15 protein-coding genes and 1 pseudogene are annotated in these 14764 nt (G+C 66.8%); 6 read left to right on the top strand and 10 right to left on the bottom strand.

Going from position 1 to position 14764, the window contains the following annotated elements; all coding sequences use genetic code 11:
* Nucleotides 1–478 precede the first annotated feature (478 nt).
* Both ACH438_RS42160 and ACH438_RS42155 read right to left on the bottom strand, forming a co-directional pair.
* Nucleotides 479–1072 carry a hypothetical protein gene (locus tag ACH438_RS42160; RefSeq protein WP_397016105.1) on the bottom strand — a complete coding sequence of 198 codons (594 nt, stop codon included), beginning with the start codon at nt 1070–1072 and terminating at the stop codon, nt 479–481.
* A gap of 175 nt (nt 1073–1247) precedes the next feature.
* Nucleotides 1248–2099 (bottom strand): lysophospholipid acyltransferase family protein, encoded by an 852-nt coding sequence (locus tag ACH438_RS42155; protein ID WP_397016103.1) that lies wholly within the window; start codon nt 2097–2099, stop codon nt 1248–1250.
* Nucleotides 2100–2498: 399 nt separating this feature from the next.
* Between ACH438_RS42155 and ACH438_RS42150 the strand changes: the two genes are divergently transcribed.
* Nucleotides 2499–2642 (top strand): hypothetical protein, encoded by a 144-nt coding sequence (locus tag ACH438_RS42150; RefSeq protein WP_397016101.1) that lies wholly within the window; start codon nt 2499–2501, stop codon nt 2640–2642.
* Between the two features lie 105 nt (nt 2643–2747).
* Here ACH438_RS42150 and ACH438_RS42145 read toward each other — a convergent pair whose 3' ends face one another.
* Entirely contained in the window at nt 2748–3479 is a 732-nt protein-coding gene (locus tag ACH438_RS42145; protein ID WP_397016210.1) for an ABC transporter permease, read from the bottom strand.
* A 35-nt stretch (nt 3480–3514) separates the two neighbouring features.
* The gene (locus ACH438_RS42140) at nt 3515–4468 is read right to left on the bottom strand and encodes an ATP-binding cassette domain-containing protein (RefSeq protein ID WP_397016099.1); all 954 of its coding nucleotides are present in this window, start codon (nt 4466–4468) and stop codon (nt 3515–3517) included.
* 107 nt (nt 4469–4575) lie between these two features.
* Between ACH438_RS42140 and ACH438_RS42135 the strand changes: the two genes are divergently transcribed.
* The 4 genes from ACH438_RS42135 (at nt 4576) to ACH438_RS42120 (ending at nt 6522) form a co-directional block, all read left to right on the top strand.
* Nucleotides 4576–5304: a TetR/AcrR family transcriptional regulator gene (locus ACH438_RS42135; RefSeq protein ID WP_397016097.1), complete on the top strand. Its 729-nt coding sequence runs from the start codon at nt 4576–4578 to the stop codon at nt 5302–5304.
* A 118-nt stretch (nt 5305–5422) separates the two neighbouring features.
* Nucleotides 5423–5701, top strand: coding sequence for a hypothetical protein (locus tag ACH438_RS42130; protein WP_397016095.1), 279 nt, complete (start codon nt 5423–5425; stop codon nt 5699–5701).
* A gap of 141 nt (nt 5702–5842) precedes the next feature.
* On the top strand, nt 5843–6208 hold the full coding sequence (locus ACH438_RS42125; RefSeq protein WP_397016093.1) for a type II toxin-antitoxin system RelE/ParE family toxin: 366 nt from the start codon (nt 5843–5845) through the stop codon (nt 6206–6208).
* The gene (locus ACH438_RS42120) at nt 6205–6522 is read left to right on the top strand and encodes a helix-turn-helix domain-containing protein (RefSeq protein WP_397016091.1); all 318 of its coding nucleotides are present in this window, start codon (nt 6205–6207) and stop codon (nt 6520–6522) included. Before ACH438_RS42125 ends, ACH438_RS42120 begins: the two co-directional genes overlap by 4 nt.
* Nucleotides 6523–6571: 49 nt before the next feature.
* On the opposite strand, the gene der is transcribed toward ACH438_RS42120, so the two are convergent.
* From der to scpB, 4 genes and pseudogenes are all read right to left on the bottom strand, one after another.
* Nucleotides 6572–7987, bottom strand: coding sequence for a ribosome biogenesis GTPase Der (gene der, locus ACH438_RS42115; RefSeq protein WP_397016089.1), 1416 nt, complete (start codon nt 7985–7987; stop codon nt 6572–6574).
* Nucleotides 7984–8652: a (d)CMP kinase gene (gene cmk, locus ACH438_RS42110; protein ID WP_397016208.1), complete on the bottom strand. Its 669-nt coding sequence runs from the start codon at nt 8650–8652 to the stop codon at nt 7984–7986. The genes der and cmk overlap by 4 nt, the downstream gene beginning before the upstream one ends.
* A gap of 65 nt (nt 8653–8717) precedes the next feature.
* Nucleotides 8718–9713, bottom strand: a pseudogene (locus tag ACH438_RS42105) (pseudouridine synthase); the annotation flags it as partial.
* 805 nt (nt 9714–10518) lie between these two features.
* Nucleotides 10519–11193, bottom strand: a complete 675-nt coding sequence (scpB, locus tag ACH438_RS42100; RefSeq protein ID WP_397016206.1) for an SMC-Scp complex subunit ScpB — start codon at nt 11191–11193, stop codon at nt 10519–10521.
* Nucleotides 11194–11429: 236 nt separating this feature from the next.
* Here scpB and ACH438_RS42095 point away from each other — a divergent pair, with 236 nt between their 5' ends.
* Nucleotides 11430–12656 carry an RNA-guided endonuclease InsQ/TnpB family protein gene (locus ACH438_RS42095; RefSeq protein WP_397016087.1) on the top strand — a complete coding sequence of 409 codons (1227 nt, stop codon included), beginning with the start codon at nt 11430–11432 and terminating at the stop codon, nt 12654–12656.
* A gap of 5 nt (nt 12657–12661) precedes the next feature.
* Here ACH438_RS42095 and ACH438_RS42090 read toward each other — a convergent pair whose 3' ends face one another.
* Nucleotides 12662–13549, bottom strand: coding sequence for a segregation and condensation protein A (locus ACH438_RS42090; protein WP_397016204.1), 888 nt, complete (start codon nt 13547–13549; stop codon nt 12662–12664).
* 179 nt (nt 13550–13728) lie between these two features.
* Nucleotides 13729–14604 (bottom strand): ParA family protein, encoded by an 876-nt coding sequence (locus ACH438_RS42085; RefSeq protein ID WP_397016202.1) that lies wholly within the window; start codon nt 14602–14604, stop codon nt 13729–13731.
* Between the last annotated feature and the right edge of the window lie 160 nt (nt 14605–14764).

The raw sequence follows: 14764 nt of genomic DNA, 5'->3' as shown, positions 1-14764 counted from the left end.
GCAACACCGCCCGGATACATGTGGGCGCCCGGCGGATACATCCCCTGACCACCCGAGTAGGGCCCCGGCGCAGGCGGATACGTACCCGGATACACACCGGGCGGATACGCCCCTCCCCCGCCCGGAGTTGCGCCGGCCTGAGCCGGATAGCCCACGGCGCCGCTCGGATTCATCCCTGCCCCAGGCGGAGTCGTGCTCGCGCTCGGCGAGTGCGCTTCCACGGCGCCGGGATGGGGGCCCGCACCAGGCGGATTCGCGCCTGCGGGGTGCGTGTTCGCTCGGCCGGGCGCCCGGCCATCGGCGCTCGGCCACCCGGTGGCGCCTGCGGGCGTGGTGCTCGCCCCGGGGGGATTCGAGTCCGCGCCGTCCCGCCGCGAGTCCGTCTGTGCCGGGTTCGGGTCCGTGGCAGGGGGATTCGGGGCGGTGCCGGTTGGCTGGGGGTGGGTGCCGTCCGGGGTCGGGCCCGTGCCGGCGTCGTTCATGCCTGCACCGCCTGGGCGGATTGCAGTACGGCGTTGATCAAGTTGCGTCCGGCCTCCGGTGTCGTGCCTGCCACGGTGACGGTGACCGCGACGTCGCCACTGTAGGCCACCGCGCAGACGCCGCCGGTCAGGTCCGGGAGGACGCAGGTGAGGCCCTGGAAGTTGCCGGCATTGACTACGCCGCCGTCGAAGTCGACCTGTTCACCGCCCGCGCGGAGCGGGAGCAGCAGGCGGGGGGCGGCGGTGTCGAAGTCGGTGATGCCGTCCACGACCTGGATGGCCAGGCGCTGGTTGTCGGAGGTGGAGCGCAGCACTGTGGTGGACTGGTCGCCGGTGGCGACCTGCTGCATCGCGGCCGGGACCGCGAAGCGCACGCCATTGTCGGGGTTGGTGCCCGCGTGGATGGCGCCCACACCGGTGGCGGTGAGGGTGACGTGTGTGCCTGCGGCGACCGCGGTCTCGCGGGTCGGTACGGCCGCGTCCAGCAATGGTGGTACGACCAGTACGGCTGCCAGTGCGCCGGCCGCGGCCAGCGCAGGCATCACCGAATACACAAGGCGCATGGTGCTTTCCAGCCTCTCGGAATTCATCTGGCAACGCCAGAGCACGGCCGGCATATGCCGGACGCCCGGTTCGCATCACCAAGCGTCCGAACACCGCGCTTTTGCCAAGAGTTAACCATAATTTGCAGCCCGGAGCAGGAAAGCAGCACACCGGCGACCGCCTCTTTATCGGAGCTTGGCCAACGCCCTCGGCACGCGTTTCCTAGAGCAGTTTGGCCAGTGCCGAGAGCGGGCCCGGCAGGCCCTCCGCGTGCTTCTTCAGCCCGGCCGCCACGGGATTCGGCGTTTCGGCCCGCAGCCGGTCGAGTTCGGCCTGCATGGTGGCGACGGTCTCGTCGTAGTAGCCCTCGACCAGTTCCGCGTCCTCCGGATCGCCGGGCTGGGTCGACCAGTCCAGCGCGGGCAGGAAACTCACCTGCACCGAAGCCGGCAGCGGCACCTGCGGCAGGATCGGCGCGACCCCGAAGGGCAGGCCCAGGGTGACCGGAAAGACCTTGGCGCGCACCAGCTTGTCCAGCTGCAGCAGTTTGGCCACGCCCTCGCCGCGACTGAGCACGAAGATGGAGTCGTGCCCGCCGTTGGCGACCGCCGGGATCACCGGCACCCCCAGTTTCAGCGCCAGCCGGATGAAGCCCTTGCGGCCGGCGAATTCGATCCGCCCGCGTTCGGTCCACGGCCGGCAGGCTTCCCAGTCCCCACCCGGGTAGACCATGACCGCGCCGCCGTCCTTGAGGCCCTTCGCGGCGGCCTCCTGCGACGCCGCGATCACCCCGAACTGCCGCAGACTGTCGCCGAGAACCGGTGCACGCAAAAGGATTTCGTGCGCGACGCCGTAGCTCGGTTCGTCCGGGCGGCGCTCCATCATGGCCATGAAGGTGATCCACACCTCGGGCGCCCAGTAGATGGACGAGTGATTGCCGATGACCAGCGCGGGCCCGGATGCGGGCAGGTTCTCCAGACCGGTGACGGTCGGGGTGAAGTAGTTCGTGTACGCCCGGGCCAATGGCATGAGGGGGTGGTCGGGGTTCGCCATTACCGTTTTTTCTTCGCTCATGAGTCGTTTCCTGTCGATCGCGTCGCCGGTGGACGGGCGGCACGCCTCGGCCCCCGACATCGCGAAGCCGACGTCGAGACGAATTGAATTGCCCCCGGTTACATCCCCATTGATAGCTCCGACGGCCGCGCGTACGCGGTCCGGTACAGCGTGCGGACGTCGCTGCGTTGCGACAGATGCCCGTCACCGTCCTCCTGCCCTGCCGACGTTATCAACACAAGCAGTTGCTTGGTGGTGAATGTGCGGAATCCAACACCCACAAGGCATTCCGGAGCAGGCACGTTTCCAACCATGCAGGTCGACACGCGCGCGGCGACGAAATCCGTTGCGGGCGCTCGAAAACCGTAAGGATGACCGAGCCGCGCCGTCCCCGCCGGCCGCACGGCCTACCCTGACCCTGTGAAAGCGATCGAGATATCGGTCCGCGCAGGATCCGTCGGTAACCAGGTACCCGCCTACACCTCCACCGAGGTATGGATCGGGTCGGCGATCCTGCTGCTCGTGCTGGCGGTCGTGCTGTTCTTCATCCTGCGATCTCGTTAGGCCGCCCGATCCGATTCGAATCGAGCGGCCCACCTGCGCGAGTTCAATGCCCTGATGCGCATATATCAGTAGACGAATAGTACGGACCGGTCGCGTCGGCTTCGGTCAGTCGCGGCCCTTGCGACGGAACAGCACACCGGCCGCCAGATATCCGGCCAGGCCGATGCCCGCACACCAGGCGATCGCGGTCGGTGCCTGATCCCCCACCGGGGTGCCCATGAGCAGTCCGCGCATCGTCTCGTTGATCGAGGTGATCGGCTGATGCTCGGCGAAGCCGCGCAGCCAGCCCGGCATGGTGTGCACCGGAACGAAAGCGCTGCTCACATACGGCAGGAACATGAAGATGAACATGAAACCGTTGGCCGCCTCCGGATTCGCCGCGAGCAGGCCGAGCGCGGCCGCCACCCACGAGAGCGCGAGCACGAAAAGCGCCAGCATGCCCACGAACCCGAGCCAGCGCAGCGGATCACCGGTGGGCCGGAAGCCCAGCGCCACCGCCAGCAGCACCACCAGACCGGTCGTGAGGAAGTTCCGCAGCAGGCTCTCCAGAATGTGCCCGGTGAGCACCGCCGAACGCGAGACCGCCAGCGTGCGGAAGCGATCGATGATGCCGCTGTGCATATCGAGGGCCACCGCGACGGCGGTGCCGCCGGAGCCGAAACCCGCGCACATCAACAGGATTCCCGGCACCACGTAGTCGATATAGGAACCGCCGCCCACATTCATCGCGCCGCCGAAGACGTACACGAACATGAGCAGAATCGTCACCGGCACCGCGACGGTCATGATCATGCCGTCCGGACTGCGGAGCGTGTGGCGCAGATTGCGGCCGACCATGGTGGCCGAATCCTGGGCCGAGCGAACGAGAGTGGTCACAGCTGCGCGCCTTTCGCGGAACTACCGGTCAGGGCGAAGAAGACATCGTCGAGATCCGGTGTGTGGATGGCCAATTGGTCGATGGTGATGTCGTGGTCGTCGAAGTGTTCGAGCAGCTTGCGCAGATCGCCGACGCTGCCGTCCGACGGCACCTGCAGCACCAGCTGATCCGGATCGGCCGCGGCCATCGGGACCGCGCGGGCGGCCGCGGCCAGGCCGTGCTCGTCGGTGAAACCGAGGCTGATGTGCCCGCCCGGCACCAGGCGCTTGAGCTCACCGGCGGTGCCTTCGGCGACGATGCGGCCGCCGTCCAGCACCGCGATGCGGTCGGCGAGCTGATCGGCCTCCTCCAGGTATTGGGTGGTGAGGAAGATGGTCACGCCGTCGGCGACCAGGCCGCGGATGGCCGACCAGAGGTCGCGGCGGCTGCGCGGGTCCAGGCCGGTGGTCGGCTCGTCGAGGAAGACGATGCGCGGCTCGCCCATCAGGCTCATGGCGATGTCCAGGCGGCGGCGCATCCCGCCGGAATAGGAGCCGGCCCGTTTGCGCGCCGCCTCGGCGAGGCCGAACTGCTCCAGCAGATGCGTTGTGCGCCTGCGGGTTTCCTTCCGGCCGAGGTGCAGGAGCCGGGCCACCAGCTGCAGGTTCTCGGCGCCGGTGAGGACCTCGTCGACGGCGGCGAACTGGCCGGTGACGCCGATCAGCGCGCGGACCGCATCCGCCTCGCGCACCGGATCGCGGCCGCCGACGCGTACCTCTCCCCCATCGGGCGAACTCAGTGTGGTGAGGATGCGCACGACGGTGGTCTTGCCCGCGCCGTTCGGTCCGAGTAGTGAAAACACCGTTCCCGCAGGAACATTCACGTCTATCCCGCGCAGGACGGCGTGCTCGCCGAAGCTCTTCGTCAGGCCGGACACTTCGATGGCCGGCTGCGGTCTGGATGTTGCCATGGGGAACCCCGATCAGAAACTGTGTATGCCTTACACTTTCTGTTTATAGGCTACACAGTTTCGGGGATGGCGCAAGATGACAGCAGCAACCCACGACAGGAGGTCACATGGACACGCCCGCCGAGCCCACCCTGCCCAAGGCAGCGAGGTTGCTCTGGGACCTCGACGATGCGGGCAGCCGCGGACCCAAACGCGGACTCAGCCTCGATCGGATCGTCGACGCCGCGATCGCCATCTGCGACGCCGACGGCTACGGCGCACTGTCCATGAGCCGGCTCGCCAAGGAACTCGGCTTCACCACCATGTCGCTGTACCGCTACGTCGACAGCAAGGACACCCTCGCCCTCGTCCTCTTCGATCGCGTCGTCGGTCCCCCGCCCGAACTTCCCGCCGGCGACGGCTGGCGGGCCGCGCTCGGCGCCTGGGCCCGCGCCGAATTCGAGTACATCCGCGTCCACCCGTGGTGGCTCGACATCCCCCTGGCCGGTCCCCCGTTCGGGCCGAACAATATTGCGTGGCTGGAGGTCGGCCTGGAAGCCCTCGCCGACGTCCCGGTGCCGGAACCGCTCAAACTCCAGCTGGTGACGAACCTCTCGCTCTACGTCATCGGCCGCGCCAAGTTCATTCGCGACAGCACCCTGCAAGGCGCCGACGAATACGACTACGGCGCCATGCTCGCCAAGGTGCTGGACCCGGCACGTTACCCGCTCGTCAGCCACGCCATGCTCACCCGCGCCTTCGAGGACGACGACATGGACTGGGACAGCGCCGATTTCGACTTCGCCCTCGACCGCCTACTCGACGGCTACGAACAGTTCATCGTCAAACATACGTAAACATTGTGTTGACCAGCCCGTTTCAGCTTGCCCCTCCCTGGCAACCCCATCACTATTGCTCCGTCGGCCCACGCTGCAGGTTGCGTGGGCCCTTTGCCGCAGCGAGGAGGTGGCCGTTGTGGCTTTCCGGGATTCGATCAGTGCCGCGCCCCCGGGCGTGCACGCCACATACACCGCAATAGCCCTGACCATCACTCTCATAGCGCTCGCAGCGGCCTTCGTCCTCGGCGCCACCCCCGCCACCGCGGGCGGTCTGCCCTCCGGCACGACCGGCGGCCTCCGAGTCGAATCCGCCTGGCCCGCCACCGCTTCCCCGGTCTCCTGCGCCGACATCACCGAAGACACCCCCAACCCGGCCTGCGGTGACGCCATCGCGGTGGACGGCATCGCGCCGTAACTGCGAACACGAAAAGGCCGGAGCAAGTACGGAACTCGTCCGAGTGTGCCCTGCTACTCCTTTTCGCCACCAAGTCTCGCGGCCGTGCACGGTGCGTGGAAACGCACCCGAGGCAGTATAGTAATACCTATACTGCCTCGGGTGGCAGACCAGGATTGGGACATCTACGTGGTCGATGAGGTCCGTGAATGGATCATGCGGCTGGAGGAATCCGATTTCCGCAGAGTTGTGCAGGCAATCGACCTACTGGCGGAACTCGGTCCGGGTCTCGCGCGGCCGTTGGTCGACACCATCACCGGGTCGGCCGTGCAGAATCTGAAGGAGCTACGGCCGGGCAATGTCCGTATCCTTTTCGTTTTCGATCCGATGCGGTCGGCCATCCTGCTCGTCGGCGGGAACAAGTACAAACAATGGCACACGTGGTACCGGACAGCTATTCCGTTGGCCGAGGATCGGTACGAGACTTACCTGAAGGAACGCCGAGAGGAAATGGAGGGTCCGCAATGAGCGGATACTCGCGCTGGCGCGACATTCGCCTGGAGCTCGTCGATCGTGCCGGCGGTGAGGATGCCGTCGCAGCAGGCAAGGAAGAGCTGCTCGCCGAGATGATCGGGCATCGCCTTGCCGAGATCCGCAGATCACGGGGGATGACACAGCAACAGCTCGCCGAGCGGATGGGCGTCACGAAGGGGCGGATCTCACAGATCGAGCAGGGCCAGATCGCCGGTTACGAGCTCCTCGCACGATATGCCGCAGCGCTCGGCGGACGACTCCGGCAGACAATCCAATTCGATGACGGCGAGGTCGAGGCCATCGCTTGAGGTGGATTCGAATCGGCCCGGGTGACTTCGTGTCACCCGGGCCGATCGCTCACTTCTTGCGCTCGCGCTTCTCACGGACGCGCACATTGACGCGGACCGGGGAACCGTCGAAGTTGAACTCCTCACGCAGGCGGCGCTCGATGAACCGGCGGTAGCCGGCCTCGAGGAAGCCCGTGGTGAAGAGCACGAACGTCGGCGGGCGGGTGGAGGCCTGCGTGGCGAACAGGACTCGCGGGAGCCGGCCGCCGCGCATGGGTGGCGGGGTGGCGGCGATGACCTCTTTGAGCCAGTTGTTCAGGCGGCCGGTGGGGATGCGCTTGTCCCACGACTCCAGGGCGGTTTCCATTGCGGGAACCAGCTTCTGGACGGCACGGCCGGTCTGGGCCGAGATGTTCACGCGCTGGGCCCAGCGGACCTGGACCATTTCGCGATCGATCTCGCGTTCCAGCATTTCGCGCCGGTCCTCGTCGACCAGATCCCACTTGTTGTAGGCGATCACGAGGGCGCGGCCGGTCTCCTCGACCATGCTGATCACGCGCAGATCCTGCTCGGTCACCGGCTGCGAGGCATCGATCAGCATGACCGCCACCTCGGCGGCCTCGATGGCCGAATGCGTGCGCAGCGAGGCGTAGTACTCGTGGCCCGAGGCATTGCCGACCTTGCGGCGCAGACCCGCGGTATCCACGAAACGCCAAGGCTTACCGCCCAATTCGACGATCGAGTCGACCGGGTCGACGGTGGTGCCGGCGACATTGTGGACGACCGAACGCTCCTCGCCCGACAGCTTGTTCAGCAGCGAGGACTTGCCGACATTCGGCTTACCCACCAGCGCCACCCGGCGCGGGCCGCCACCGGCGAAACCGCCCTCACGCGGCGTCTCCGGCAGCGCCTGCAGAATCGCGTCCAGCAGATCACCGGTGCCGCGGCCGTGCGTGGCCGACACCAGGAACGGCTCGCCCAGACCCAGCGACCACAGCGCGGCCGCATCGGCCTCCAGCTTCTCCGAGTCGACCTTGTTGGCGACCAGGATCACCGGAGTCTTGGAGCGGCGCAGCACCTTTGCCACCGCCTCGTCCGGAGCGGTCGCGCCGGTCGTGGCATCCACCACCACCACGATGGCGTCCGCGGTCTGCATGGCGACCTCGGCCTGCCGGGCCACCGACTGCTGCAGGCCCTTGGCGTCCGGCTCCCAGCCGCCGGTGTCCTGCACCAGGAACTTGCGGCCCGACCACATGGCCTCGTACGAGATGCGGTCACGGGTCACACCCGGGATGTCCTCGACCACCGCTTCGCGGCGGCCCAGAATGCGGTTCACCAGAGTCGATTTGCCGACATTCGGGCGGCCCACGATGGCCACCGTGGGCATGGGAATGTGCTCAGCGTCCTGCTCGCCCTCGAATTCGGCGATGTCCCACTCGGATTCATCCGACCAGATGCCATCACCGGCGAAGGTGTCCTGCGTCACTGCGCGCCTCCTGCCGAAATCTGTTCGGCCACGACGCGATACAGCTCGTCGATGACCTCATCCATGTTCAGGTCGCTGGTGTCGACCAGCACCGCATCCTCGGCCGGACGCAGCGGGGACACCGCGCGGGTGGAATCGAGATTGTCGCGGCGCTGCACATCGGCCAGCACCGCCTCGAAATCGTCGCCGCGACCTTCCGCAATGTTCTGTGCGTTGCGACGCGCGGCCCGCGCCTCGGCGGACGCGGTCAAGTAGATCTTCACATCGGCCTCGGTCAGCACCACAGTGCCGATATCGCGGCCCTCGACCACGATCCGGCCCGCGGACACCGCGATCTCACGCTGCAACGCGACCAGCTGCTCACGCACCTCCGGCACCGCCGACACCGCGGACACGGCCTTGGTCACCGCATTGCCGCGGATCTCGCTCGACACGTCCTCACCGTCGAGCAGGATCACCTCGCGGCTCGGATCGGTGCCGATGGTCAGCGGCAGTTCCTTGACCGTCACCGCGATGGCCGCGGGATCGGACAGGTCCACGCCGCTGCGCAGCACACGCAGCGTCGCGACCCGGTACATGGCGCCGGTATCGAGGTAACGGGCCTCCAGCCGGGTGGCCAGCCGGCGCGACACGCTCGACTTGCCGGTGCCCGACGGGCCGTCCATGGCGACGACCAGCGGCGCCGAACCCGTCAGCGCACCGGTCGTGTCGATCAGACTTCCCACACCGTTCACAACGACACCGCCTCGTAGAGCTTCCCGATTTCGTCGCGACCCAGCACACGCAACGTGCCCGGCCGTTGGTCGCCGATCGCGACCGGTCCGATATGCGTGCGCACCAGCGCGGTCACCGGGTGGCCCACCTCGGCCAGCAGGCGGCGCACGATGTGCTTACGGCCTTCGTGCAGCACGACTTTCACCAGCGACTTGCCGGGGCCCACCTCGAGCACCTGGAACTTGTCCACCTTCGCGGGGCCGTCGTCCAGCTCCACGCCATCGCGCAGGATCTTGCCGATATCGCGGTTGACCTCGCCGTTGACCGTCGCCAGGTAGGTCTTGGAGACCTCGAAGGACGGGTGCATCAGGCGGTGCGCCAGATCGCCGTCATTGGTGAGCAGCAGCAGGCCCTCGGTATCGGCGTCCAGGCGGCCGACGTGGAAGAGACGCTGCCCGGCCGCGATCCGCTCGGCGACGATATCGCCGACACACGGGCGGCCCATCTCGTCGGACATGGTGGACTGCCAGCCCTTCGGCTTGTTCAGGGCCAGGTACACCTGCTCCTCGCGGACCACCACGCGCACGCCGTCGACGCGCACCACGGCGGTCTCGGGGTTGATGCGCAGGCCCTGCTCACGCACGATCTTGCCGTCGACCTCGACGCGGCCCGCGTCGATCATCTCCTCGGCGGCGCGACGAGACGCGACGCCCGCCTTCGCGAGGACCTTCTGCAGGCGCTCGCCCTCGCCCCAGGGGAGCTTGTCGGGGCCGCTGGAATCGGTTTCGACGTGCTGGCGGCGGGCCGGCTTCGCATTGCTGATCAGCACCGGGCCCGAAACCTGACGCTGCGGCTTCGGCGACTTCTTGGCCGGGGTGTTCGGGGAAGTGTGCGGGGCCAGCGGGCTACCGCCGCCGATCCGGCCGCGCGAGGCATTGCGATCCTGGCCGAAACCGGCGCGATCCGGTCCGAAACCGGTGCGGCCCTGCGTGTTCCGCGAATCCGGGCGACCCGAGGCAGCGCGGGCGCCGCCTCGCGAATCGGAACTCCACTGGCCGTCCCGACCGGAGTTGCCGGCGTAGGAACCGCGACCGGCGGCAGCGCCGCGACCCGCGGAGTTGCCGTACGAAGAGCTGTTGCCGCCACGGCCCTGGCCCGCACCACGCGAACCGCCGTAGCCGGAATCGCCGCGACCCTGGCCTGCGCCACGGGAATCACGCGAACCGCCGTACGAACCGCCACGCGAATCGGAGCCGCCACGGCTGCCGCCACCTGAGTAGCCGCCACGTGAGTCCGAACCACCGCGTCCGCCGCCACCGGCGTACGAACCACCACGCGAATCCGAACCGCCACGACTGCCGCCGCCGCTGTAAGAGCCGCCGCGGGAATCCGAACCGCCACGTCCCTGGCCGCCGCCGTACGAGCCGCCACGGCTGTTGCCGCCGCTGCCGTACGAAGAACCGCCGCGTCCCTGGCCGGCGCCGCGCGCATCACGCGAACCGCCGCCGTAGGAGCCGCCGCGCGAATCGGAGCCGCCGCGGGAGTCGGAGTTGCCGTAGCCGCCGCGCGAACCGTAACCGGAATCACCGCGCGAATCGGAGTTGCCGCGGCCCTGGCCGGCGCCGCGGGAGTTGCTGTTGCCCCACTGGGAATCGCCGCGCGCGCCACCGCGGGCGTCGTATGAGCCACCTCGGGCCTGTGCGGACCGTTCGGTCCGGCCTCGGGCGGTGGCGCGGGAACCGCTGGGCGGTTCACTTCCACGTTTCCTACGTTCCGGTGTGCCATCTCGGCGAGCGGGTGTATTCACGTTGTCCTAGTCAATCCTCGGTGCCGAGGTCTATCTGTCCCTCGGCAGGTTTCTTGAGCCGGGTGTACCGGGGATCGGTATCCAAGCTCTCGTTGATCTCGTCGATCAGGTCGACGCCCGGCAACAGCGGCGCCAACGGCGGCAGATCCGCCAGGGACGCAAGTCCGATCCGTTCCAGGAACAGCTCGGTCGTGAGGTACTGAGTGCCGTTGGTATCCGGGTCCGTTCCGGCCTCCGCGATCAGCCCCCGCGCCAGCAGGGTCCTGATCACGCCATCCACATTCACACCGCGCACCGCACTCACACGGGCTCGGGTAACCGGTTGACGGTACGCGATGACCGCCAAGGTTTCCAAAGCGGCCCGGGTCAGCTTCGACCGCGCACCATCCAAAAGCATACGTTCCACATACGGCGCGAACTCGGTCCGCGTGTAGTAACGCCACCCATCACCGACAAATCTGAGATCCATGCCACTACGCCGCGTGGTCAGCTCATCCGACATCTCCCGCAGCGCGGTCTCCACCCGGATCGGGTGCGCCCGCAAAGCCGACGCCAGCAACTCCACCGGCGCGGGCGCATCCACCACCAGCAACATCGCCTCCAACGCCGACCGGAACTCGGTCTCGTCGAGCTCCTCGTCCTCGTCCAGGTCGCGATTCATGGCGTCGGACTCGAATTCCGTCATGGAGTGATCGGCGGACCCCTGATCCGAAAGAGCATCCGGATCAATCACAGTCACAATCTCAGCTGCGTCCGTAGCCCCGATCGGTTCTGCGGACGCAAGCAGATCAGCAGCCTCGGCCGAACCTTCCGGTTCCCGGCCCTCATCCAGCTCCCGCACACCCTCGCTCATCCGATTCCCTTCATGGACGGCCAGCAAACCAGCAACCGAATTCGAACATATGTGCTAACATTGCCGAGGTGGCCTCGAACAGCGTGAAGCGTGCGTTCAAGTACCGCTTCTACCCAACCGATGAGCAAGAAGCCGAACTGCGGCGCACATTCGGTTGCGTACGAACGGTTTACAACCTCGCGCTCGAAGCCCGCACGGAAGCATGGCGCGAAGACGGAGGCAGAATCAACTATGACCAAACCTCTGCGCTGCTGACCCTCTGGAAACAGACTGAAGAGCTGGCCTTCCTGGCGGAGGTGTCGTCGGTGCCACTGCAGCAGGCACTGCGCCATCTGAATACCGCGTTCATTGCGTTCTGGAACCAGCGATCCGGCTATCCGCGTTTCAAGTCGCGCAAGAAGACTCACGCGGCGGCCGAGTACACCCGCAGCGGTTTCCGCTGGCGAGGTGGAGAACTGACATTGGCTCGGATGACCGAGCCCTTGGAAGTCGTCTGGTCGAGATCCCTGCCGGAAGGTGCAGAACCGTCGACGGTCACGGTGTCGTGCGATAGTGCGGGCCGCTGGTTCATTTCGATCCTGTGCGAAGACCCCCGCGTACAGGCCCTGCCCGCTACCGACGCCGAGGTCGGAATCGATGCCGGGCTGAATTTCCTGCTGACCCTGTCGACCGGCGAGAAGATCAGCAACCCTCGGCACGAACGCCGTGACCGAGCGCGTCTGGTGAGACAGCAACGCGCCCTTTCGCGAAAGACACCAGGTTCGCGAAACTGGGTGAAGCAGCGCCGCAAAGTCGCTCGCGTCCACGCGCGCACGGCGGATCGGCGGCGCCATGATCTCCATGAATTGACCACTCGACTCGTCCGTGAGAACCAAACGCTCGTGATCGAGAACCTCGCCGTATCCAACATGATCAGGAACAGAAAGGTCGCCCGTGCCATCTCGGATGCTGGATGGCGCACGTTTCGAAACATGCTGGAGTACAAAGCCTCCTGGTACGGGCGCAACCTGATCGTGGTCGACCGGTGGTTTCCCTCCTCGAAACTGTGCTCGGCGTGCGGGGCGCTCGCTGAGTCGATGCCGTTGTCGGTGCGGGTGTGGACCTGTGCACACTGCGGTGTGTCCCACGACCGGGATATCAACGCCGCGAAGAACATTCTGGCCGCCGGGCAGGCGGTAACAGCCTGTGGAGACGATGTAAGACCTCGACGGAACTCTCCGGGCGGGCGTTCGTCGGCGAAGCAGGAACCCCGAGCCCGTGAGGGCCGGGAATCCCGCTTCTCGGAGAAGTCGTGATGATGTCAACCGTAGTCCTCGTCAATGGTCACGGGCTCTGCTGGGAGGTCTGCCAACTCGCCCATCCAGCTGATTCGGAGCGGCCCCAGGGGGTCGGGCTGGTCAAATTCGATGGTCTTGCCGCGGTAGAGCTCCAGTAGAGCCAGGAAGCGGGCGACGATCTGGATGGGTGCCTCGCAGTCGACGCACACCTCGTGGAAAGTCGTCCAGCCGCCGGCGCCGCGGTTCTTCAGCATCTCCAGCACCAGTGCGGCCTGCTCCGCGATCGAAATGGAGTGCGCGTGGATGTGATCCAGGCCCACCCTCGGTTTCGGGCGCGGCCGGAACACCATGGCGGCGACATCCGCGAACCCCGCGGCGTCAACACCCAGCGTAACCTCCGGCAACAGCGCCAGATACCGGTCCTCGAGCGACACCGCGCGCGGATAACGCTGCAACGCGGCCGACTCCAGCTCGCTGAGCAATACGGCGACCTGTTTGAAGGCGCGGTACTGCAACAGGCGGGCGAACAACAGGTCACGGGCCGAGAGAAGTTCCAGGTCCTCCTCGTCGGTGACCTCACCGGACGGCAACAGTCGCGCCGCCTTCAGATCCAGCAGGGTGGCGGCGATGACCAGGAATTCGGTGGTCTGGTCGAGGATCTTGTCCGCGCGCAGGCCCTGCTCGTTGTTCAAGCTCGCGGTCAAAGCCTTGGTGTAGATGATGAACTCGTCGGTCACCTTGTGCAGGGCGATCTCGGTGACATCCAGGCGCCGGCTGCTGATCAGCTGCAGCAGTAGGTCGAACGGGCCCTCGAAATTCGAGAGATGCAAATGGAATTTGCCCGATTTGTCGGAATCATCCTGTGCAGCAGACTCACTCGGCGCTACCGGTGTGGTGCCGGACGCGGCGATATCCCCGACCACGCCCTGGTCCGGAATCGCCTCCTGATCTCCGGCGATATCGGCGAGCAGTGAGTCCTCGGCCGGGCCCGCTTCGGGCACAGCAATGCCCGAGGAGGGTGAATCTTCCCCGGGCAGGGTGGAATCGGCGTCCGCCGTGTCGTGCTCGGACGCCGGCTGGAACGAATCGCTCAACGGCCCGACCGGTTTATGACTTCCCGCGCCATCGCCCGATACGCTTCCGCGCCACCGGATTTCGGCGCCCAGGTGGTGATCGGCTCACCCGCGACGGAGGCGTCGGGGAAACGGACCGTGCGCGAGATGACGGTGTCGTACACGAGGTCGCCGAACACCTCGACCACGCGCGTCATCACCTGGCGCGAATGCAGCAGACGGGCATCGAACATGGTGACAACGATGCCGTACAGGGTCAGCTCCGGATTCAACCGGTCCCGCACCTTCTCCACGGTGTCGTTGAGCAGCGCGAGCCCGCGCAGCGAAAAGTATTCGCATTCCATGGGAATGATCACACCGTCCGCGCACGCGAGCGCGTTCACGGTCAGCAGGCCCAGCGACGGCTGACAGTCGATGAGGATGTAGTCGTAGCGGCTGCGCAGCGGGGCCAGCGCGCGGCCGAGCGTCTGCTCCCGGCCCACCTCGTTGACGAGCTGGATCTCCGCCGCCGACAGATCGATATTGCTGGGCAGCAGGTCCATGTTCTCGACCTTGGTGTTGATCAGCACATCGTCGACGGTCACCTTGCCCGGACCGACCAGCAGGTTGTGCACGGTCTGATCGAGATCATGGTGCGCCACGCCGAGACCCGCCGACAACGCGCCCTGCGGATCCAGATCCACCAGCAGCACCTTGCGGCCGTATTCGGCCAGCGCCGCACCGAGATTGATGGTGGAGGTGGTCTTTCCGACGCCGCCCTTCTGATTGCACATGGCCACGATCAGCGCGGGGCCGGTGTGGTCCGCCGGTGGCGGCTCCGGGATCTCCCGCAACGGGCGACCGGTCGGACCGGTTACCGCGCTGTCGGAGACCACATCCGGGGCCTCCCACAGTGTTTGCGCGGCGGTTTCGATCCGCTGGCCCGCACCACCGGTAGTCGTCACGTCCGCTGCTCCTTCGACGTTCCTGGCCTAGCTTCGCCCACCACGGTGCCGTGGACGACGCGCCCGGCCGCGTGTGCGGTCCGGTCCCTAATAGACGCTACCGTCTGTT

Source organism: Nocardia sp. NPDC020380 (assembly GCF_044386975.1).
Lineage (GTDB): Bacteria > Actinomycetota > Actinomycetes > Mycobacteriales > Mycobacteriaceae > Nocardia.
The sequence above is the reverse complement of the archived record's forward strand: the minus strand, read 5'-3'. Positions and strand labels throughout refer to the sequence as shown.